Genomic DNA, 20900 nt, shown 5'->3' with positions numbered 1-20900 from the left:
TAATGGATTTTCAGTTATATAAAAAAATGTTGGGAGATTGGGCTAGGGCGCAGCAGCCAGTGTTCATAATGGGACCTGAAAGAAGCGGTACTAGCTTATTGTTTCAACAGGTTTCGAACCATCCTGATTTTTGTGATTTTTCACACGCAACAGTAGAAACATTTTGCTTTATCAAGCCTTGGTTGTTACTCGAGCCTTCTGGGCCTGAAAATTATGAAATGCGTGTATATTTGGGTCAAAAGAACTTAAAAGCTTTTCAAGATAGTATTTCGCCATTAGTTGAAAGAAATAAAATGCTTTCATCTCAGGGGATGTCTCGCCAATATTTGAATCACCCTAATAGAAAAGAAATTTGGTATGAGAGGCGATATAAACATGTTAATCGTGCATTTTTCTATAACTCTTGGAAACATTTAGGGGAGAAACGATTAGTCGAAAAAACACCAGCTCATATCCGATGTGCGAAGGAAATTTTAGCCACGTTCCCAAATGCTAAATTATTAGTGTGCACAAGAGAGCCTGGTGAGATCATTGCATCCCATAAGAAACGTTTCAAAAAAGAAATAGAATTGGGAAAGTCTGCTGATGACCCTTCAATCGCGTGGCTTTCGCATTCCACTGAAAATTATATGAAGTATTTTTCTAACATTGATAAAACGGTGACTAACTTACTCAATGATATAGGAGAAAGTGTAAAAGTGGTTCCTTATGGTGACTTAACCTCTTCACCAAATGACACTCTACAATCTGTGTATGATTTTATTGGAGTTGACTACATTGATCCAAACAACATCTCTCGCCCCAGAAACGCGCAGGCTTGGGATCCCTTGTTAAATAAAGCACCGCAGAAGAATGACGTAGACCTTTCCCTAGAGCTTAGTCAAAATGAAATCAGTTTTATCAATAGTAAAAAAGAAACTCTCTCGAATTTTTGGAGATAAAGGAATGGATCTCACAGTTTTAGAAAAACGAGTTATTGAAGAGCCATCACTTGTTGTAGAAGAACTTCAAAACTCTGAAAAGCTGGATATAAAAGTAGAGAGATTATTTGCTAGGGCGTGCGTGAGGGCTGGTAAAAACAAAGCACTGATCCTTCGGTTGAAAGGAAAACAATCACATCACTCTGACCCAATCCTTCTAAATTTTTACGTTAGAGCATTGCAAGCGGAAAATGACTGGGAAGAAATAGCTCAAATAAATTCAAGCTTAATGGTAGTTAATAAAAATAATGCACTTACCTTGATGAAAGCTTGTTTGAAAACTGGCCGATATGACGGTATTTCGGAAGTATCACAAGAGTTCGAATTTGAAGGCGATGATAAAGTTCGAGCAGCTTTTATTCTCTTTCAAGCATTAGTTAAGCAACAAATGCACAATGAAGCGATGTCAATCATTCCTCAGTTCGAAAATACAGAAAATGAAAATATTTTTAAATGGCACCAGCTTACGGTTAAGGAGCTAAAAGAATTAAGACCCGCTGATAATGATTGGGTTGCCTTTTCGCTTGCTAGGTTGTGGTTTAAGAAGCGGCAATATATAAGTGTCATCTCAGTGTTGAAGCCATTCATTGGAAAGCAATTTTCATCATCGTTGATAAAAAATTATATCTTTAGATATTACGGAGAGTCTTTGTGCAATGTTTTAAGTAGACCGGCGCTTATAAGTGAATTGACAGTAACTGTCGATGCGGCGAAACAGCATGATGATTTGAATAGCTTTGTTTCTTTATATACGGGTCAGCTAAATCACTTAAATGGGCACTTCAGAGAGGCGGTTTCATATTTCAATAAAAGTAATGAGTCAGACTATAGTTTGCCAAGTGACAAAGGAGCAATTACGGTTCGATCTCCTGAACATATTGAAAAAATGCTAATTGCAAAGAAAGAGAAAGTGATATTTGATGAGGCAAACGTAATTGCCGATTGCCCAATGACTACCGTTGTGGCGAGTGATAGTAAATATTTTCTGCTTTTTTTCGACATTTATCAAAAATCATTTAAGGCTAGAAATAGTGGGTATCAATTACATTTCCATATTGTAAACCCTTCTGAAGCAGTAAAAGTAGAAATAGATAAGTACCGAAAAACGGCTGGCGATATAAACTTTTCGTACAGTACAGCTGAGAACAGCACGAATATAAAAGCACTTTACGCTTCTATTCGTTTCCTGATTGTCGGGGAGTTACTCCAATATTATAACTCTCCTATTTTGATAACAGATATAGACGTTGGCTTTTCTGGAAACCTAGCCGATCTTAAATTTGAAGAAGACAGTGCAGACATCGCACTTAAGATAAGAGATGAAAGCAACTTGTTCCCTTGGCGGGTAATACCTGCTAATACTACGGTCTTTAACAACACCGAAGGGGCTATGCAATTTATCCAATATTTTTCAAATTACTTCTACTCTATATATGGTGATGGAGAGGGGAGTAATATTTGGTGGATAGATCAGTCAGCTTTGTATTCGTTATACAGTTATTTTAAAGAAAAGAAAGGCTCGGTGGTGTTTAGCAATTTATATGAGTCATATGACATAGACTCGTTATTACTCTTCCATCAACCTTTTGAGACGAAACAAGAATTTATAAATAGAGTTTTTAATGAGAAATAATATGAAACTAGGGATATTGGGATACTTTGGATTTGGAAACTATGGTGATGAACTCTTTCACCAAGTGTGGAATAACGAGTTTTCGGATGCAGAAATAATTACGTTTGAGCAAGTCACTGGAATCCCTAAGTGTATGCACTCAGAACCATCTGACAGAGAAAACTTTGTTGATAATATTGATGCCCTTTTGATAGGCGGTGGCGACTTAATTCGCCCGCAAGGCAAAATAAATTATTGGTATAAAGAACTTCTTTCAAAACCAGTATTCCTGTATGGGATTGGAGTTGCTACGTGGCTAGGCCACGAAAAGAAAGTGATTGAAGAAATTGTCACATTTTTAAAAGACGATGCTGTTAAGTATATCGGTGTAAGAGATATAGAAAGCTACAATTGGATCGCTAAACAAGCTCCTTCAGTAGTTCAGAAACTTTATGTGACTCCAGATATTGCTTTCTCTATGGAGAGGGTAGGTGTAGAGAAAACTGATAGTAAAAGAGTTGGTATAATCACGCGTCATCAGAAGAACTATGGGACCGATAGAATTCAACAAATGCGCAAGATTGTCGACATCTATACAGAGTGCGGATACGAGGTGGTTGAAATTCTGGCTTCAACTGGTCCAGAAAAAGAATGGGATATAGAGGGAAGTAAGTCTTGGGATTTGGGAGTACCAGTTTTAACGTTCGATAATGATGAAGATGTTACAAAGGCCATAGCCGAGTGCACATTGCTTTATAGTATGAAATTTCATGGCTGTGTCGTGGGCCTAGCTCATCATGTTCCAACTATTTCGCTATTAAAAACCGATAAGTTTGTTAACTTATATAAATATTTACGATTAGACTCTTGGCTAATTGGTGGTGATAAAACAAAAATAAAGTATGAGAACCCCCAAAACAAAAGACCTCAGCTATGGAGTAATATTGATACGTTAATAGGCTTTTCTAGAAGTTCACTTCTGAGCCTGAAATTACAAATTGAAGCGGAAGTTAATAAGTAAATTTGTAGAGTATATTGAATGCCTAAGCTGCTCAAAGAGCAGCTTTTTTGTTGAGTTTGAAAATTGACAATACTTATACATATTGGTCCTCCAAAATCAGGGACTTCGGCGATTCAGAAGTGGCTATTAAGTCATGTTGAAATGCTTAGAAAATTTGGAATTTATTATCCAGAACATCCAATTGACCCAAATGGTGTCAGTTCGGGAAATGTGCTATCTATTTTTACTCGTTCAAATGAAGGAAAGTTAGAGTATTCTGAAACGAAGAAAGAAAAGCTTTTGTTAGACTTTCATAAGTCAGGCTGCTCGACATTGCTACTTTCTTCAGAATTCTTTTTCTTACATCCGGAGATATTAGCGGATGCCTTTCCTTCTGCCAAGTTTATAGCATACCTACGCTACCCCGTAGAAGTCATAGAATCGTCTTACAATCAGGGGGTAAAGCGACATGGAGAAGTGAAAAAATTAGGGGTTCCGGTAAAGCCTAAATCCTTCCAATTGAAAACACTTGAAAGAAAAATTAAGAAAATTGGAAAAGAGCGTTTTATTCTTAGGCCATACAATGATGCTTGTTATACCAATGGCACTTTACTAGGTGATTTCAGCGATATTCTTAAGTTACCAGTTTCAGAATTTCCGATTGATTCCCATCACGTTAGGGTGAATACTTCATATTCTATAGATGCTCTAGAGTTCAAACGGTGGTTTAATCAGTTTCCACTTGGAGAACTTCAAGGAGCACTAGATCGTTTTTTACAATCTTATTCTGCGGGAAAAGAGGCGTACTCTTTAATACCAGTGAAAGTATTCGAACTTTATAAAGAAGAATATTTAAATACGTTAAAAGACTTTTGTCAAAAATATGATGTTTACAACAGTGATTTATTCATAGAAAAATGTAATCACTTGGAACAGAAAAAGTTTAGAAAGCAGCAGTTATCTGATAACGACTTTAAGAGCTTACTCAATGATTTTTTGCAGTCGGCCGATTCTTTCCAAATTTTGATATACTATAAAATGGTTAATGAGTGGTCGTCTAATGGGCAGCTCAAAGCTCCTGAACGCATTAAAATATTAAAAAGAAGTATTCCTATTAAAATAAAGCTAAAGCAATGGTTAAAGAAAAATATTACTAACGGTAAACGTACTTTGGGGCTCAATTAATTTAATGTGCAAAAAAGCAAATTTAGAGTGATTTCATGCTTTATAAATATGATTTAGCTAAAAATTAAAAAGGTAAATTTTCAAGTGCAGTGTTTTAGGTTTGTCATAGTTTAATTTGATAGTAGGTGAAGATAAATTTTGGAAGTTGAAAATAATAGAGCATGGTTGCAAGTATGAAATTAAATAAAAAAGATATTTTGACTACCCTTAGTGAATTTTCTATCTCAATTAATACTAATGGAGATGCCAAAAATCCAAGCCTAGTTGTTATTGAAGATGAAGCAAGGCTAGAGCCCCATTCTCGTTTTTCTGGAAATCACTTATATACAATGGGAGCCTACTCTTATTCCCGCAGCAATTTTGTCTCATTAAAGGTTGGACGATTTTGTTCTATTGGACGAGGAGTAAAGATTTTAGGACCCGAGCATCCAGTTAAATGGCTTTCTACATCCCCAGTGTTTTACTCTCCTTCTATTGTTAGAAAGTACCTTAACGATGACTATAGTGAGTTGACTCAACGTTACTCGCAAAGCCCGTTGCCGGTGACAATTGGAAATGATGTTTGGATTGGGAATGACTGTATTTTAAAGCCAGGAATTACTATCGGGGATGGGGCAGTGATAGCAGGACATTCAGTCGTTACCAAAGATGTACCACCTTACACAATATTTGGAGGCTCTCCAGCCACCTTTCTAAAAAATCGATTTAATCTCAAACTATCTGAAAAACTATTAAATATAAAATGGTGGGATTATGCACTAGATGACTTACTCTCATTAAATGTGAAATTTGACGACGTAGAAAGGTTCTGTGATGTATTGCAGGTGAAGGATTTAGATAAGATTAGTTACCCCGTTATAGAACTTAATAAGGTGAGCGAGTTCAAACTATGATTATCATTGAAAGGTGTTTCTCTGTGATCCTCAGAAATATTAGGAAGCTAAAAACGCTATCTCACTAGTGAACATTAAAGTTAAGAAAGTAATGGATTTATTTAATCATTTCATACCATGGACAAAGAAAAGAGTCAGCAGTTTAACTCCTAAGATATGGGAGCAGTTGTTTGCACCTAGCCAAAATATAAAGCAAGACCAGTCAATAATAGTCACAAATCTAATTGTTTTACTGTATCAAAAAATAAACGGAAATATCGACGTATCAACTTACAAAAACCGAGCCAAAATCGTAGGTTGGTTTGAACAATATGGACGCAGTATATTCAATGTCGATGAGCTTGAACTGAGCTATTCAAATATACTTAAAGATCCAGAAAAGCTAATTCCCGGTGGGGTCAACCTAGTAGGGTATAGTAGAGGGCGACTAGGCTTAGGGGAAGACATTCGCTGCTACGCAAGCCTGCTTGATGATATGGGGGTTGATTACTCGATTTTGCATATTGGCCATCCATCAGATGACCCACAAGCTTACACGCACCCGAATGAAGGGCGATTAAGGTTTGATAAGTCAGTTATATTCCTAAATCCGATTGAAATTCCGAAGCTCCTCAATATTTATGATGATTTTAATGGAAGCTTTGGTAGCGCAGTTGCTGTCCCACCTTGGGAGTTAGAGAACGTTCCAGATGAATGGACTTCTACACTTGCTCCTTTTGATGAGGTTTGGGGAATATCAGAGTTTACAACTACAGCACTTCGAAAAGTACATGGTAATGTTCATTATGCCGCCCCAGTGGTTATGCCATTAAATGAGAGTGGTGTGAAAGATAAAAGAGCCAGTTCGTCATTTCGTTTCTTATTCATCTTCGATGCTGGATCGTTTATTGAAAGGAAAAACCCTCTTGCTATTGTTCAAGCATTTCAGCAAGCATTTTCCACATCAGAAGATGTAGAACTTATTTTAAAAGTTGCAAATGAAACAGATAGCGCTCATTGGGAAACCGTGAAACGCAAGGCGAGTTCAGATCATAGAATTAAAATAGTGAGTCGATTAATGACTCAGAGTGAATTAGAGCTGTTATGGCGCACTGCCGATTGTTATGTATCGCTGCACAGAAGCGAAGGGTTTGGGCGTACTTTAGCGGAAGCAATTTTAAGAAAAATACCCGTTATAACCACGAAATATTCTGGAAGTACAGATCTCTTTCCAAATGATTACCCTTGGTTTGTAGACTATAAGTTAATGTTGGTAGAAGACAGTGCATATCCTCTTGCGTGTAATTCGCGGTGGGCGAATGTGTCAATTCAAGATTCAGTTGAAAAAATGCGTGCTGTTAGAGCAACAAAGAACGACATCAGCCTTCAATATGTTACCGACAATGCGGTAGATTTCTTAACGAAAAAATTCAACTTCAAAAATGACAGTCGACCAATAACAAGGTGGTTAGAATGCGAAAAGGAATAATTCTAGCTGGCGGATCTGGCACACGTTTACACCCACTAACTAAAGTAGTCAGTAAGCAGTTAATGCCGGTTTATGATAAACCCATGATTTTTTACCCGCTTACTACATTAATGATGTCGGGTATAAAAGACATTCTTATCATTACCACCCCTCAAGAACAGCAGCGTTTTATTGAGCTTATTGGCGATGGCAGCGCATTAGGGATTAATGTTCAATACGCAGTTCAACCATCACCGGATGGTCTTGCTCAAGCATTCTTAATTGGTGAAGACTTTCTAGCCGGTGAAAGCTGTACATTAGTGCTAGGCGATAACATTTATTATGGTCATGATTTAAAACTATCTCTTCAGAATGCTTTCAGGCAAGAATATGGTGCTACCGTATTTGGTTACCACGTAAACGACCCTGAGCGTTATGGTGTAGTGGAATTTGACGACAGTTGGAACGCGCTTTCAATTGAAGAAAAGCCTGCTGTTGCTAAATCTAACTATGCGGTTACTGGCTTATATTATTACGATAATCGTGTGGTAGATTTTGCTAAAGAAGTGAAGCCCTCACATCGTGGCGAACTTGAAATTACCGATCTTAATAATCTTTACCTGCAAGATGGCAGCTTAAAGGTTGAGTTAATGGGCCGAGGTTCTGCTTGGCTTGATACAGGTACGCTTGATTCATTGTTAGATGCAGCGAACTTTGTTGCAGCTATTGAGAAACGCCAAGGCTTAAAGGTATGTTGCCCGGAAGAAGTCGCTTATCGCATGGGCTATATCGATGCTGCGCAATTAGAGCAATTAGCGGCGCCGCTTAAAAAGAGTGGTTATGGCGATTATTTAATGAAAGTCATTAACGATCGCGTTAAAGCTTAGTTTCACCTCTGATACCGCCAACAAATTGGAATAGTGCACAGCAATGCAAATTATAGCCACAGACATCCCAGACGTTAAAATTATTGAGCCAAAAGTATTTGGCGACGAGCGCGGTTTCTTTCTAGAAACCTTCCGCACCGACTGGTTCAAAAAAGAATGTGCAGATGTTGAATTTGTGCAAGACAACCATTCAAAATCCAGCCAAGGTATTCTTCGTGGGCTGCATTACCAGTTAGAACAAACTCAAGGTAAATTGGTTCGCGTAGTCAGCGGCGAAGTATATGATGTTGCCGTAGATATGCGTAAAAGCTCACTTACTTATGGAAAGTGGGTAGGGGTTTTACTGTCGGCTGAAAATAAGCGTCAACTATGGGTACCCGCAGGTTTTGCTCACGGTTTTTATGTAACCAGTGAATCTGCTGAGTTCGTGTATAAATGCACAGACTACTATCACCCAGAATCAGAAGTGTCGGTTAAATTTGACGACTCTACTTTAAACATCGATTGGCCATTAGTTAATGGCGAAAAGCCGTCTTTATCTGGAAAAGATGAAAATGGCGTCGCGTTCGTTGATGCCCCTACGTTTTAAGGATTAAACATGAGTATTGTAGTTATTGGCAATGCTGGCCAATTGTCGTTTGAATTGGTTCGTATTCTAGGCGAAGACACTATTTGTTTAGGCCCTGAAGATACTGACATTACCAACGAATCTGTACTATCTGAAACGCTAAGCAAACTAGCGCCAAGCGTTATTATTAACGCAGCAGCTTATACTGCGGTAGATAAAGCAGAAGATGATTTTGATTTATGCCACGCAATAAACGCGACTGCCGTTGAAAACCTAGCAAAGTACTGTAAGCAATCAGGTGTATTTTTAGTACATGTGTCTACCGATTACGTGTTTAACGGCCATAAAGGTTCACCTTATCTCACTGACGATACTATCGAGCCTCAAGGGGTTTACGGTAAAACCAAAGCTGATGGCGAAAAAGCCTTGCTTGATTTACTGCCTAACTCAAGTTGCTTAATTCGTACCGCGTGGGTGTATTCATCTCATGGGAATAACTTCGTTAAAACCATGCTTCGTTTAATGGCAGATAAACCGCAGTTGTCGGTGATTGACGATCAAATTGGCACCCCTACGTGGGCCAAAGGGTTGGCAGAAGTGTGCGTAAGTGCGGCGCAGAATAAAACCCAAGGTGTATATCACTGGACGGATGAAGGCGTAGCCAGTTGGTACGATTTCGCGCTAGCCATTCAAGAACTGGGCATTGAAAAAGGTTTGTTATCTTCGGCTATTCCAGTATTGCCTATTCCTTCTTCTCAGTACCCCACGCCAGCTTCACGACCGCACTATAGCGTGCTAGATAAAACCAGCACACGAGATACTTTTTCATCACTTAATCTTACACATTGGCGTACGCAATTGTCTGCCATGATGGATGAGTTGAAAGCATAATTATTGAGTAATACACGTATGAAAACGATTTTAGTAACAGGTGGCGCAGGGTTTATTGGCTCGGCAGTTGTTCGCCATCTTATTAATGATACAGACCATAAAGTCGTAAACTTAGATAAGCTTACCTATGCGGGTAACTTAGAATCGCTTTTATCTGTATCAGATAACGAGCGGTATGCGTTTGAACAAGTCGATATTTGTGATGCCGACGGCGTAAAAGCCGTTCTTAATGCCCACCAACCCGACATCATTATGCACTTGGCGGCTGAATCTCATGTAGACCGTTCAATTGATGGCCCAGGCGAGTTCATTCAAACCAATGTAGTAGGTACTTATACCTTGCTTGAGCAAGCTCGTGCTTTTTGGTCAACGCTTGATGATGGGAAAAAGAAAGGCTTTAAATTCCACCATATTTCAACTGATGAAGTATATGGCGACCTTCCACATCCAGATGAAGTAGAAGAAGGTACAGAATTACCTCTATTCACTGAAACTACCCCTTATGCACCAAGCTCGCCTTATTCTGCAAGTAAAGCGTCTTCAGATCAGTTGGTGCGTTCATGGCTTCGTACCTACAAACTACCTACATTGGTAACCAACTGTTCGAACAATTATGGCCCGTATCATTTTCCAGAAAAGCTAATTCCTTTAGTTATTTTGAATGCCTTAGCTGGCAAGCCATTGCCTGTTTACGGTAAAGGTAATCAAATTCGCGATTGGTTGTATGTGGAAGATCATGCCCGTGCATTAGTGCTAGTTGCCCTTGAAGGAAAAATTGGGGAAACCTATAACATTGGCGGCCATAACGAAAAGCAAAATATTGAAGTAGTGAATACTATTTGCGAAATTCTGGATGACGTTCAGCCTAAAGACAGTAAGTATGCAGAGCAAATTACTTATGTGGCAGACCGCCCTGGTCACGATATGCGTTACGCTATCGATGCGTCTAAAATTGAACGTGAGTTAGGCTGGTCACCCCAAGAAACATTTGAAAGCGGTATTCGTAAAACTGTTGAATGGTATTTGAGTAACGAAGGCTGGTGGAAAGCTGTTTTGGATGGTAGTTACCAAGGTGAGCGCCTAGGTACTAGCAGTTAGTTTTTAGCTTTTAAATCATGTTAAACTTGAAGGCCGCTATTTTAGCGGCCTTTTTCTTTTTATCCGAGGGATCTACGTAGTATGAAGAAGTTTGCAATGCTTACCGTGAAAGGTGCGGTAGGATTACTGCCTTTATCGTTCAAACAGAAGCTAAAGCAAAATGCTCAGTTAACTGAGTTGTACAGCCGTTCTCTTCAGCGCTCCGGACTCTTCTATGGTTTTCCTAGTAAAAAGAAGCGCATGGCAATGTATAAGCATTACTTAAAACTTCAGGGGAAGTTGCTAGGCGATAAATACGCCAGCCATATTGAAAGTGATAAAGAAAAAGTTAACGTGGTAGTAGTAGGAACTGACTTTCTCGCTACCACACTGCAAAACGTGCAACGGTATTCAGGCCAAATTAAAAATGTATTTGTAGTTGGTAAAATAACAGCTTCTCAATACGATAATGTTGAAAGTGTACTATCTATTGCTCAAGCCTTAGATGCATGTGATGCGAATCATTCCACTTTATTGATTAAATCCGGCGATAGCCTTTCAGAGTTTGCATTGAATGAGTTTATTGCTGTTGGGAATAAAACCGATATTGCGTATTGCGATACTGATGAAAAGAATCAGAAAGGGGTACTAACAAGCCCTAAGTTTCTACCTGATTGGAATCCAGACCTACAACTCTCTACTGCTTATATCAATACGGGCGTGCTGGTTTCGCCAAGGGTATTGGACGTACTTGCCACTCACAGCGCTAGTAGTATTGCCCAATTAGTTACCACGGCTTGGCAAAAGCAATCAGCTGTTACCATCTCTCATATTCCTTTTACTTTGGTGCATTCAGAAAACTCGGTTAAACGTGAGCAAAGTGAATTGCTTTCAATCTCTGATGACTTAAATGCGCAGGGTAGTGCAGTGTCTAGCTTTGCAAAACATCAAAAAATTAACTGCGTGTTGTGGAAAACACCTAACGAGCCATTAGTATCTTTAATTATTCCCACTAAAAACGGCAAAGAGTTAGTAAAGGCGTGCATAGATTCCATCCGCGAAAAAACCATCTACAAAAATTACGAAATTCTTCTCATTGATAATGGTTCTGATGAAGTTGAAAGCATTCGTTATTTCGAAACGCTGGCAGAGTTGCCAGAAGTTCGCGTTTTAAACTACCCAGGACCATTTAATTACTCAGCAATAAACAACTTTGGCGTAAATCATGCTAAAGGAGAGGTAGTAGGGTTAATTAATAACGATATTGAAGTGATCAGCCCTGAGTGGCTTACGTATATGGTAGGTCACGTTATGCGTGAAGATATTGGATGCGTAGGTGCTAAACTTCTTTATTCAGATGGCCGTATACAGCATGCTGGCGTGGTACTTGGTTATGGAGGCGGTGCCGGGCACGCACATAAATATTTTCCTCGATATCACCCTGGGTATTTAAAACGACTTGCCGCCACACAAAACTATAGTGCGGTTACTGCGGCATGTCTGTTAGTAAAGCGTAGCCATTTTGGTGCAGTGGGTGGCCTAGATGAAGAAAACCTCGCGGTGGCCTTCAACGATGTCGATTTCTGTTTACGGGTTAGAGAATTGGGTGTTAGAAACTTGTATTGTGCCGAGGCTGAGCTATATCATCATGAGTCGGTCAGTCGAGGGCTAGATATTTCACCTGAAAAAGCCGCAAGGTTTAATCGTGAACTTGAATATCTAAAAACAAAGTGGTCTCATGTTATTAAGCACGACCCTGCATATAACCCTAATTTAACGCTGAAACGCGAAAACTTTGCGCTTAAGACAAAAGAAGAGCAGAGTGTTTTATTAGCTTCATATTGATAATTTATAGTCATTGCTTCTAGTTACGGAGAAAACGAAATTATGGAAAGCACACCACAAAGCATGAAAATAGCCGTCGCAGGCACAGGCTATGTAGGTTTATCGAACGCAGTTTTATTGGCACAGCACAATGAAGTTATTGCGGTAGATGTAGTACCAGCGAAAGTGGATCTTTTAAACGACAAAAAGTCTCCTATTGAAGATAAAGAAATTACAGAATACTTAACGAACAAGCAGCTAAATCTTAAAGCAACGCTAGATACTGAACTTGCTTATAAAGATGCCGAGTTTGTTATTATCGCAACGCCTACCGATTACGATGCGCAAACCAACTATTTCAATACCAGTTCGGTAGATGCCGTAATTAAAGAAGTGATGCGAGTAAATCCTAATGCGGTGATGGTGGTTAAGTCTACCGTACCAGTAGGTTTTACCGTTGAAGCTAAAGAGCGTCATGGCACTGAAAATATCATCTTCTCGCCAGAGTTCTTACGTGAAGGTAAAGCCCTTTACGATAACTTGTACCCAAGCCGTATTATTGTTGGTGAGCAAAGTGAGCGTGCGAAGGTGTTTGCTGGTTTGCTAGAACAAGGTGCTATTAAAGAAGATATCAATATTCTTTTCACCCACAGCACTGAAGCTGAAGCGATAAAGCTTTTCGCTAATACTTACTTAGCTATGCGTGTAGCCTACTTTAATGAGTTAGATAGCTATGCAGAGCGTAGTGGCTTAAATTCTAAACAAATCATTGAAGGTGTTGGATTAGATCCGCGTATTGGCGATCACTACAACAACCCAAGCTTTGGTTATGGCGGCTACTGCTTGCCGAAAGATACCAAACAGTTGCTAGCTAACTACAGTGAAGTGCCTAACAACATGATTCAGGCTATCGTAGATGCTAACCGCACGCGTAAAGACTTTATTGCCGATTCTATTGTTAGTCGTCAGCCTAAGGTTGTGGGTATCTTCCGCTTAATTATGAAGTCGGGGTCTGACAACTTCAGAGCGAGTGCAATTCAAGGCATCATGAAGCGTATTAAAGCGAAAGGTATCGAGGTTGTTGTTTACGAGCCGGTTATTACCGAAGATGACTTCTTTCATTCGCGCGTAATCAAAGATTTAGAAGAATTTAAATCTATTTCTGATGTAATCGTGGCAAACCGCGTTACCGAAGACATCGAAGACGTACTAGAGAAAGTGTACAGCCGCGATTTATTTGGCGCTGACTAATACTTTTACAAAAAACTGATAGCTCACAAAAACCAGCATTAATGCTGGTTTTTTTGTTTTCAAAACCTCAGAGTTCACTTCAACTAAGCATCTATAGGCTTTTGTGAGTAACCTAAGTTGATGCGCGCCGCCCTAATAATAGATTCAGTAATAGTAAAATCTACGCGACTTTTCCCCGTAATAGCATAGTACCTTTCATTCAATGAATGGGCCTGTCCAATACAGTAAACACCATATTGCGCTTCAACATGACTTGATATGGCCGACGGCGCGCAAAATACCCCGAAGTTCTCGCTACCAAATAGTTTTAGCAGTGCAGTGTCATCAAACTCTGCTACTATCTTTGGATAGAGTTGTTCCGTTTCTAGCCAGCTCGTTAACGCGTGGTGTATACCGGACGTATTCCCCTGAATCAGCAATGGCATATGATTTAAGCATTCGGGAAAGGTCTGGTTATCGGAAAGGGGGTCTTTAGCAAAAAAGCTAAGCGCACTTTCTCCAAGAAAGTGGCTGTTAGCACTAACTTGTGAACCCGGCGCAACACCCCTATCGGCCAAAATGAAATCAATCGCGTAAATTGCTAGTTCTTTAAGTAAGCCATCGAAGCTATCTTCTTTAATCACATATTTAACGTTAGCGAAATTGCGCATCGTGTCATGAACGAAGTCATAAAAAAGTACTTTAGGTATGCCATTAGTAATACCAATCACAAATTCCTTAGTATTTATTTCATCACCGGCGTTTAGTATTTCTGCTAGTTGATGGCCTTTATGAAATATCTCACTGGCATACTGGAAGCTTACTTTCCCTTTATCATTCAAATATAGGCGCTTATTAACTCTATCGAAAAGAGGATAGCCAATCTGATTTTCAAAGGTACTTAGTTGCCCACTGACAGTTTGAGGAGTAACGTGAAGTAACTTAGCGGCTTGCGCAATACTGCCTTCGCGAGCCACTAAGTAGAAGTAGTAAAGATGATGATAGTTGAGGTGATGCATAAGTAAGGTTTTTACGATGAACTAATAAGAATATAACAGGTTTAGTATTGTTTTATTTGAATTACACTAGATAGAATGCGAAGTATCACTCGGCGCTATTGAAGGAATTATGGGAAAAGTCATCAATTTACACGCAACTAGGAAAACCTTGTTTGCCATTTTAAAACCGGAGTCAGGTTTTTTCTGGGTTGCTATTGCTTACGGTGTTGCCATCAGTTTAATGACCTTGGCTGTACCTATTGCTGTGCAAACCCTGATTAACAGCATTGCTAATATTGGTTCTACACGGTCGGTTATCATTCTTGCCATTGTATTGTTTTCGACGCTTTTCGTGTCGGGCATCTTTAGTGCGCTTCGAATGCGCGTTATGGAGTATTACGAACGAAAAATTTATGCACGCCTTACCGCTATGATCAGTTTAAAAACCATTATGGCGGAGCATCGTTTTTTTGAAGGCAGGCAAAATACCAATATTACCCAACGTTATTTCGACATTATGACCTTTCAGAAGAATGTGCCTTCACTTATGGTCGATGGTTTTGCCCTTGTGCTGCAAATGCTAGTGGGCTTCACCTTGGTATCTTTTTACCATCCCACACTATTTGCGTTTAACTTGGTGCTTGTGTTGGTGATGTATGCCATATGGAAAATTTGGGGAACGGGAGCCAAACGTTCAGCTATTGAACTGTCACATGCCAAATACGATTCCGCGAAGTGGTTAAACGACATAGCTGCGGCTCATGAGTTTTTCAAATCTGCCGACCATGTGGAATATGCGGGAAGAAGTACCGACAACTTCATCAATAATTATCTTAAAAAGCACGAAGGTCATTTTCATTACACTTTTTCTCAAGTGGTGATGTTCTTGCTGCTTTATGCGTTTGCCAGTGCTGCATTGTTAGGTATTGGTGGTGTATTGGTGGTGCAAGGTCAACTATCTATAGGCCAATTAGTTGCGGCTGAATTAATAATGTCTGCCGTGTTTTTTGGCTTGTCACGATTTACACAGTACTTAAAGCTCTATTATGAATTGTATGGTGCGGCTGAAAAGATAGGATCTGCACTGGTTATTCCGCAAGAAGACGTTAATGAGAAAGCCGACCGCGTGCCTACTTCTTCACAGTTAATATTTAATAAGTTACACCTTACCCATGGTAGCGATACTTGTTTAATTGATTTGCAAATTGAAGCGGGTGGTAAGTACTTTATTACTACCAATAAAAGCTGGGTTCAAAAACAGCTTATTGGTTTGATGAAGCGTTATGAAAAACCACAAAAGGGTGAATTGCTTCTAGGTGACTTAAGTTTATACGACTTCGATACTTATGAATTACGCCAAGCAATTAACACGTTAGATCGCTCTTTGATTGTTGAGTGTACTATTGAAGAGTATTTACGGTTAGCTAATCCAAGGGCTAGCTTTGCCGAAATTAGAGCGGCTTTAGCTGTTGTTGAACTAGATACCGTCGTTGACGCACTTCCTAACGGAGTAGACTCAAAAGTGTCTGTATTGGGAGCACCTCTTCAGCCTCTTGAGTTCCTATTGTTAAAACTGGCGGCGGTTATTATTGAAGAGCCAAAGGTGCTTATTATTAACCAGCACTTCGATGCTATACCTCTCGCGCTACGATTGCGTTTATTGAACCGTTTATCTGAACTCACCTGTACGGTACTGTATTTTACTAATACGCCAGAGGCCCATTGTTTGGACGGTGTCATTTATCTAAAGGATAGTGCAAAGGTCGTCGCTACCGAACCAGCTAATGAAATCATTTCTAAACCGCAAGCGCAGCAGAAAGGAGCGGATGATGAATAGTGCAGAAAAGCGATTTTTGGATAATGTCAGTTCTTTATCGTCACTGCATATCCCTAAGCTGCACAAAGTTGTGTGTGGATTGGTGATAGCGATGGTGGTGTGTGCCTCGCTGATCTTGTGGTTTACCCCTTGGATGCAAACTGCTTATGGCACGGGCATGGTCGACTCGTTAGATCCTGTAGACAGGACTCAGGCCATTAGTGCTCTAGTCGATGGGCAAATTAAAAAGTGGCATGTGCGGGAAGGTATGGAGGTTAAAGCCGGTGATCCAATCGTTACATTAATTGATACTGATGCCGGTCGATTAGATAAATTACAGTCTCAACTTACTGCGGCAAAAGCAGGGCATCAAGCCAACGAAACCGCCGTGGCGAATGCTGAAAATAATTTAGCCCGTCAAATTGGGCTGCAAGAGCAGGGCTTAGTGTCTCGCAAGGATGTAGAAGCTGCGCAAATAAAGGTGCAGGAACTTAAGGCAAAGGCGGCAAGTTCTTTGTCAGCAATCGACGATGTAAGTATGAGCTTGTCTCGCCAGTCTACACAAACCAAAGTTGCACCGGTCGATGGCACTATAATTAGGCTCTACTCCGGTGGCGTATCTACATTTGTAAAAGCGGGGGCGGTGTTAGGGCAGTTCATTCCATTAAACGCCAAACGCAGCGTTCGTATTACGGTAACAGGGCTAGATGCACCGCTAGTTAAAAAAGGCGCGAAGGCACGCTTGCAGTTTGAAGGTTGGCCGGTATTTCAATTTAGCGGGTGGCCTGGTAGTTCAATTGGCACTTTTGGCGGCGAAGTTATTTATGTAGAACCTGTAGCTAGTGCTGCAGGTACGTTTCAAATATGGATAGTGCCTGATGAGGATGATGTGCCTTGGCCTAAAGAAAGCGCTACCCGATTAGGGAGCCGAGTTAAAGCATGGGTATTGTTAGAGGAAGTGAAGTTAGGTTATGAGCTTTGGCGACAATTAAATAACTTTCCTCCGCAGCAAACTGCTGAGCCGGAATCATCTCAAACCAAAAACTCGAGTTGGTAAGGGATAAAATGAGAAAACTAGCTGTCTTTTCTTTAGCTTTAGTATTTAGCTTTCCATGGGTAAGCCCTGCTAAAGCAGCTTCTTTGCCGTCGGTAGCCGAGCTTATCGAATCAATGCAGTATCATCACCCTTATACACAAGCTATTGCTGAGGGAGAAATTCAAAGTGGTGCCGATATTGATATCGCGCTAAGTGAATTCGACCCGTATATCGAACAGCAAACATCTAGCAGAATAAGTGGTTACTACGATGGCTTAGCATTGCAGCAACGTGCGATAAAACCGTTGGAGTCGTTGAACGCTTCCGTTTATACCGAATACCGTGTGTCTGATGGCGACTTCCCTGTCTACGAGCAAGAATACGAGACACTATCAGGCGGGGAAGCCAGTGTAGGAATAGCTCTGTCTTTGTTGAAAAACCGCGAGGTGGATAAACGAAGAATAGGGGTAAGAAATGCAAGGTTAGCTGCACAGCAATGGGAGGCTGAAGCGCAAGACCTACTAAATAGCTTCTTACATAAAGGGTTAACCGAGTATTTATTATGGTATGAAAGCGCATTGCAGGTGGTGTCGGTAGAGTCACTACTAAGCCGAGCCTCTGAACGAGAGCGAGCATTGTCTACCCGAGTGGAAAAAGGCGACCTCGCGCGGGCTACGCTAACTGAATTTAAGGCGAATGTACTAGAGCAGCGTTTATTAGTGGCTAAGTTAAAACAGAAACGTAACGGTCATGCACGAACCTTGTCGTACTACTGGCGTGATAAACAAGGTGAGATGATACCGGTAAGGGAAACCAAGTTATCACCGAATATTCAATGGCCTTTTAGCGTAAACGATACCCAGGTAGCTCAACTACGTCAGCAAATAAGCCAGCACCCTCAACTCGCTTTATTGCGAATGAATAAAACTGTGGTTCAAAACAAACAAGCGTTAGCCAAAAATGCGCTATTGCCAAAGCTTGATTTAAAAGCATCTTTAGCGCGAGATATAGGAAGCGGGCCTAACTCCCTTGATGGCACGGAAAGCAAAGTAGGCTTAGCCTTTTCCTATCCATTAGGGAATAGAAAAGCAAAAGCAGAACAAGTTAAATTGGTGTCGAAGGAGAGAGAACTCGACAATAAATATGTGTCTAGCAAGCAGTCTATTGAGCAGGCATTTGAAAAAGCATATGAATACTGGTTACAAGCGAAAGAGATTGCTAGCTTACAACAGCAAAATGCTGAACTAGCAAAACAGCTTTCCAATATGGAGTTGCAGCGGTTTGATGCTGGCGATAGCGATATGTTTACTTTGAATGCAAGAGCATCGAATGAGATCAAAGCGCAAATGAAAGCAATAGAAACGAACGTAGACCTACTGAACGCAGAACTGATGCTTTATCGTGTGGTTGCTATGCTTCATACAGTGAATAACTAGGGTTCTTTCTTATACTGCCTATTAAAGTTTGGCATACACACGAGCTTGATTGTATTGCATTAGTGTCGGCATCAGAGCTGCGGGCAACATATATTTAGTTTCACTAAACCACCTATCATCATAACGAATCTCAGACTTGCGCTTATCGCAATTTCTCATAGGGTTGCCGAATAACACATGATGAGTAGATTGCTTCATATTCTCATGACTTGGCACTTTTGGTAGTGCGAGAAACTCATAAACGTTATCGAGGGTTTGGCTAGGGTTAAAGCAAAAGGGTTCATATCCGATTGTTCTAAACGGTAAAGCAAGTTCCTTTAATAGGGACTCTCGCTTTTTATTGTCAGTAAGCCATCTCAACATCTGATACCAATAGTGACCCTTCACCTTTTTTAGTCCCTTACGAGGTTGTGAACGGGCTAACCGAGCTTGTGAACTTGCATATGAGCGCACATCCCTAATTAGAAACAATGCTTTTGCATCAATAGTGTCAGAACCTGCCAATAGTTTTAAATGCTTAATCCCTTTTGAAGTATCTATAGGTTGGTATTCACTGCTATACAATTTAGCAAACTGACCAAGTAAGGCGGAGTAGGCGTCTGGGTAATAGCTAGGTTTGGTTGGCTCGATAATATCCAAGCTTCGCATTTTCGTTAATACAGGCTGCCAGAATTCACACTGATGCGCGGGTGCGCCGCAACTACATAGATGCTCTTGCCTATTTAACCAATAGGTAGGTCCCATACGGAGTACTTGGTAAACTTCTCCCAACGATATTAGGTTTTCGTGGCAGGCTAAGGCCATTGAAAATACTGTTGACCCAGAACGCGAAAGGCTAGTTAAGCATATAATTGGTTGTTTCGAATGGGAGAGGTCAGTCATCATTGATCAAAGTAAGCAAAGGTTACTTACTCCGACCAACAATGCTTAAAAATGTTTCGGTCTTTACGTTATCTTTACGGTTAATTTAGTAAAGCTAAATTAATTGTTGATGGCTGAAGCAAATTCGTCCTCAGTTAAACCCGCTGCGAGTGAATACTCTCTTAATTTATCGTCTTGTACCCCCGCGTGTTGAGCCGTAGCGAGTATACGAATAATTTGTTCACGTTGTTGTGACGATTCTCTAACTGCAGTCTCTACTACCGTTTTAGCATCATTTGGGAACACAGCTAATAGTGCATCTACAACATATTCACCTACGAAAGGTACTGCATTAAGTGCACTTGTCATTATATCGACAATCTTGTTCGGATGTTCTTGTGATAAAATTTGAACAATACTGTCTGCTGCATCTGGTTGCGTAAGCACGGCTACGCGAACTATCTCATTTAAGTCTTCGGGAGTAGCAACAGCAGCAGCCTGAACAATAAAATCTACATAGGTAGGTTCGGCCATTATCGCTAACTGAACGATACTAGGGCACGAGCTTACGTCTTTCTCTATAGCTAACTGAACAATTTCTTCTGTAGAAGATGGTTGAGAAGATATAGCAGCAAAGATGATTTCTCGATACTGGTCGGGATAGGTGTCTAATGCGATATCTACAATTGAAACCACATCTTGAGGATAATGCCCTGCTATAGAACTAATAGCGCGGCCAACAGACATATTCTGATCAACCTGACGTTTTAAAAACGAGGTTTGGAAACTATTAGACTGGCTGTGTGTTGTGCTAGCTTCTTCCGGTGAAACTGTTCCATCATTTGCGGTCATACTTATCGCTGGTGTACTTACAGCTAGTACCAGCACTGCCGATGAAAGCAATGAAATAATACGAAACATATATCCACCTTATATTTATTGCGTAGTCTATACCACTTAAGGACTACTACTTTATAGGAATTAGTCCCCCATCCTATTAGTAATTAGTCCATATTGTCTACTTATTATGTCATCTGAGTGAAAAATAACCAGTTGGTTCATTTTATTACACTTTTTTTAATACAGAGGTTGACGCAGGCTCAGAAATCTCTAGAATGCGCATCCGCTTCGACAGGAAAGTGAAATAACTTACACTGAC

At 40.3% G+C, this 20900-nt stretch carries 18 protein-coding genes; 15 read left to right on the top strand and 3 right to left on the bottom strand.

What is annotated here, in order from left to right:
- The first annotated feature begins 2 nt into the window (after window positions 1–2).
- From Q4561_RS12570 to Q4561_RS12515, 12 genes are all read left to right on the top strand, one after another.
- Window positions 3–941 carry a sulfotransferase gene (locus Q4561_RS12570; RefSeq protein ID WP_303460901.1) on the top strand — a complete coding sequence of 313 codons (939 nt, stop codon included), beginning with the start codon at window positions 3–5 and terminating at the stop codon, window positions 939–941.
- Window positions 886–2613, top strand: a complete 1728-nt coding sequence (locus Q4561_RS12565) for a hypothetical protein (protein WP_303460899.1) — start codon at window positions 886–888, stop codon at window positions 2611–2613. Before Q4561_RS12570 ends, Q4561_RS12565 begins: the two co-directional genes overlap by 56 nt.
- Window positions 2603–3613, top strand: a complete 1011-nt coding sequence (locus Q4561_RS12560) for a polysaccharide pyruvyl transferase family protein (RefSeq protein ID WP_303460897.1) — start codon at window positions 2603–2605, stop codon at window positions 3611–3613. The genes Q4561_RS12565 and Q4561_RS12560 overlap by 11 nt, the downstream gene beginning before the upstream one ends.
- 63 nt (window positions 3614–3676) lie before the next feature.
- On the top strand, window positions 3677–4777 hold the full coding sequence (locus tag Q4561_RS12555; RefSeq protein ID WP_303460895.1) for a hypothetical protein: 1101 nt from the start codon (window positions 3677–3679) through the stop codon (window positions 4775–4777).
- A 173-nt stretch (window positions 4778–4950) separates the two neighbouring features.
- Window positions 4951–5670: a CatB-related O-acetyltransferase gene (locus Q4561_RS12550; protein WP_303460893.1), complete on the top strand. Its 720-nt coding sequence runs from the start codon at window positions 4951–4953 to the stop codon at window positions 5668–5670.
- 91 nt (window positions 5671–5761) lie between these two features.
- Window positions 5762–7138 carry a glycosyltransferase gene (locus tag Q4561_RS12545; protein WP_303460891.1) on the top strand — a complete coding sequence of 459 codons (1377 nt, stop codon included), beginning with the start codon at window positions 5762–5764 and terminating at the stop codon, window positions 7136–7138.
- Complete coding sequence (rfbA, locus tag Q4561_RS12540; RefSeq protein ID WP_303460889.1) at window positions 7123–8004, top strand: glucose-1-phosphate thymidylyltransferase RfbA; 882 nt, start codon at window positions 7123–7125, stop codon at window positions 8002–8004. Before Q4561_RS12545 ends, rfbA begins: the two co-directional genes overlap by 16 nt.
- A 43-nt stretch (window positions 8005–8047) precedes the next feature.
- Window positions 8048–8593, top strand: coding sequence for a dTDP-4-dehydrorhamnose 3,5-epimerase (rfbC, locus tag Q4561_RS12535; RefSeq protein WP_303460888.1), 546 nt, complete (start codon window positions 8048–8050; stop codon window positions 8591–8593).
- A 9-nt stretch (window positions 8594–8602) separates the two neighbouring features.
- Window positions 8603–9463: a dTDP-4-dehydrorhamnose reductase gene (rfbD, locus tag Q4561_RS12530; protein WP_303460886.1), complete on the top strand. Its 861-nt coding sequence runs from the start codon at window positions 8603–8605 to the stop codon at window positions 9461–9463.
- 18 nt (window positions 9464–9481) lie between these two features.
- On the top strand, window positions 9482–10561 hold the full coding sequence (gene rfbB / locus Q4561_RS12525; protein WP_303460884.1) for a dTDP-glucose 4,6-dehydratase: 1080 nt from the start codon (window positions 9482–9484) through the stop codon (window positions 10559–10561).
- An 81-nt stretch (window positions 10562–10642) separates the two neighbouring features.
- Window positions 10643–12385 (top strand): glycosyltransferase family 2 protein, encoded by a 1743-nt coding sequence (locus tag Q4561_RS12520; protein WP_303460883.1) that lies wholly within the window; start codon window positions 10643–10645, stop codon window positions 12383–12385.
- Window positions 12386–12427: 42 nt separating this feature from the next.
- The gene (locus tag Q4561_RS12515; protein ID WP_303460882.1) at window positions 12428–13615 is read left to right on the top strand and encodes a nucleotide sugar dehydrogenase; all 1188 of its coding nucleotides are present in this window, start codon (window positions 12428–12430) and stop codon (window positions 13613–13615) included.
- An 83-nt stretch (window positions 13616–13698) separates the two neighbouring features.
- Here the strand turns inward: Q4561_RS12515 and Q4561_RS12510 are convergent, their stop codons facing one another.
- Window positions 13699–14613, bottom strand: coding sequence for a LysR family transcriptional regulator (locus Q4561_RS12510; RefSeq protein WP_303460880.1), 915 nt, complete (start codon window positions 14611–14613; stop codon window positions 13699–13701).
- Window positions 14614–14722: 109 nt separating this feature from the next.
- Here Q4561_RS12510 and Q4561_RS12505 point away from each other — a divergent pair, with 109 nt between their 5' ends.
- Genes Q4561_RS12505 through Q4561_RS12495 form a run of 3 tightly spaced genes read left to right on the top strand, consistent with a single transcriptional unit; the run spans window position 14723 to window position 18880 of the window.
- Window positions 14723–16429 (top strand): ABC transporter ATP-binding protein, encoded by a 1707-nt coding sequence (locus Q4561_RS12505; RefSeq protein WP_303460878.1) that lies wholly within the window; start codon window positions 14723–14725, stop codon window positions 16427–16429.
- Window positions 16422–17465, top strand: a complete 1044-nt coding sequence (locus Q4561_RS12500) for an efflux RND transporter periplasmic adaptor subunit (RefSeq protein WP_303460876.1) — start codon at window positions 16422–16424, stop codon at window positions 17463–17465. Before Q4561_RS12505 ends, Q4561_RS12500 begins: the two co-directional genes overlap by 8 nt.
- A gap of 8 nt (window positions 17466–17473) precedes the next feature.
- The gene (locus Q4561_RS12495) at window positions 17474–18880 is read left to right on the top strand and encodes a TolC family protein (RefSeq protein ID WP_303460874.1); all 1407 of its coding nucleotides are present in this window, start codon (window positions 17474–17476) and stop codon (window positions 18878–18880) included.
- Window positions 18881–18901: 21 nt separating this feature from the next.
- On the opposite strand, the gene Q4561_RS12490 is transcribed toward Q4561_RS12495, so the two are convergent.
- Complete coding sequence (locus Q4561_RS12490; protein WP_303460872.1) at window positions 18902–19762, bottom strand: sulfotransferase; 861 nt, start codon at window positions 19760–19762, stop codon at window positions 18902–18904.
- A gap of 99 nt (window positions 19763–19861) precedes the next feature.
- The gene (locus Q4561_RS12485; protein ID WP_303460871.1) at window positions 19862–20662 is read right to left on the bottom strand and encodes a hypothetical protein; all 801 of its coding nucleotides are present in this window, start codon (window positions 20660–20662) and stop codon (window positions 19862–19864) included.
- Between the last annotated feature and the right edge of the window lie 238 nt (window positions 20663–20900).

The organism is Alteromonas sp. 1_MG-2023 (genome assembly GCF_030547075.1).
Classification (GTDB): domain Bacteria; phylum Pseudomonadota; class Gammaproteobacteria; order Enterobacterales; family Alteromonadaceae; genus Alteromonas.
The sequence above is the reverse complement of the archived record's forward strand: the minus strand, read 5'-3'. Positions and strand labels throughout refer to the sequence as shown.

Bases quoted from the DNA above. Each gene is read 5' to 3' on its own strand.
- Q4561_RS12500 (WP_303460876.1), top strand. From the start codon at position 16,422: ATGAATAGTGCAGAAAAGCGATTTTTGGATAATGTCAGTTCTTTATCG.
- Q4561_RS12570 (WP_303460901.1), top strand. From the start codon at position 3: ATGGATTTTCAGTTATATAAAAAAATGTTGGGAGATTGGGCTAGGGCG.
- Q4561_RS12560 (WP_303460897.1), top strand. From the start codon at position 2,603: ATGAGAAATAATATGAAACTAGGGATATTGGGATACTTTGGATTTGGA.
- rfbB (WP_303460884.1), top strand. From the start codon at position 9,482: ATGAAAACGATTTTAGTAACAGGTGGCGCAGGGTTTATTGGCTCGGCA.
- Q4561_RS12565 (WP_303460899.1), top strand. From the start codon at position 886: ATGAAATCAGTTTTATCAATAGTAAAAAAGAAACTCTCTCGAATTTTT.
- Q4561_RS12520 (WP_303460883.1), top strand. From the start codon at position 10,643: ATGAAGAAGTTTGCAATGCTTACCGTGAAAGGTGCGGTAGGATTACTG.
- Q4561_RS12510 (WP_303460880.1), bottom strand. From the start codon at position 14,613: ATGCATCACCTCAACTATCATCATCTTTACTACTTCTACTTAGTGGCT.
- rfbD (WP_303460886.1), top strand. From the start codon at position 8,603: ATGAGTATTGTAGTTATTGGCAATGCTGGCCAATTGTCGTTTGAATTG.
- Q4561_RS12545 (WP_303460891.1), top strand. From the start codon at position 5,762: ATGGATTTATTTAATCATTTCATACCATGGACAAAGAAAAGAGTCAGC.
- Q4561_RS12515 (WP_303460882.1), top strand. From the start codon at position 12,428: ATGGAAAGCACACCACAAAGCATGAAAATAGCCGTCGCAGGCACAGGC.
- rfbC (WP_303460888.1), top strand. From the start codon at position 8,048: ATGCAAATTATAGCCACAGACATCCCAGACGTTAAAATTATTGAGCCA.
- Q4561_RS12495 (WP_303460874.1), top strand. From the start codon at position 17,474: ATGAGAAAACTAGCTGTCTTTTCTTTAGCTTTAGTATTTAGCTTTCCA.
- Q4561_RS12485 (WP_303460871.1), bottom strand. From the start codon at position 20,662: ATGTTTCGTATTATTTCATTGCTTTCATCGGCAGTGCTGGTACTAGCT.
- rfbA (WP_303460889.1), top strand. From the start codon at position 7,123: ATGCGAAAAGGAATAATTCTAGCTGGCGGATCTGGCACACGTTTACAC.
- Q4561_RS12490 (WP_303460872.1), bottom strand. From the start codon at position 19,762: ATGACTGACCTCTCCCATTCGAAACAACCAATTATATGCTTAACTAGC.
- Q4561_RS12505 (WP_303460878.1), top strand. From the start codon at position 14,723: ATGGGAAAAGTCATCAATTTACACGCAACTAGGAAAACCTTGTTTGCC.
- Q4561_RS12550 (WP_303460893.1), top strand. From the start codon at position 4,951: ATGAAATTAAATAAAAAAGATATTTTGACTACCCTTAGTGAATTTTCT.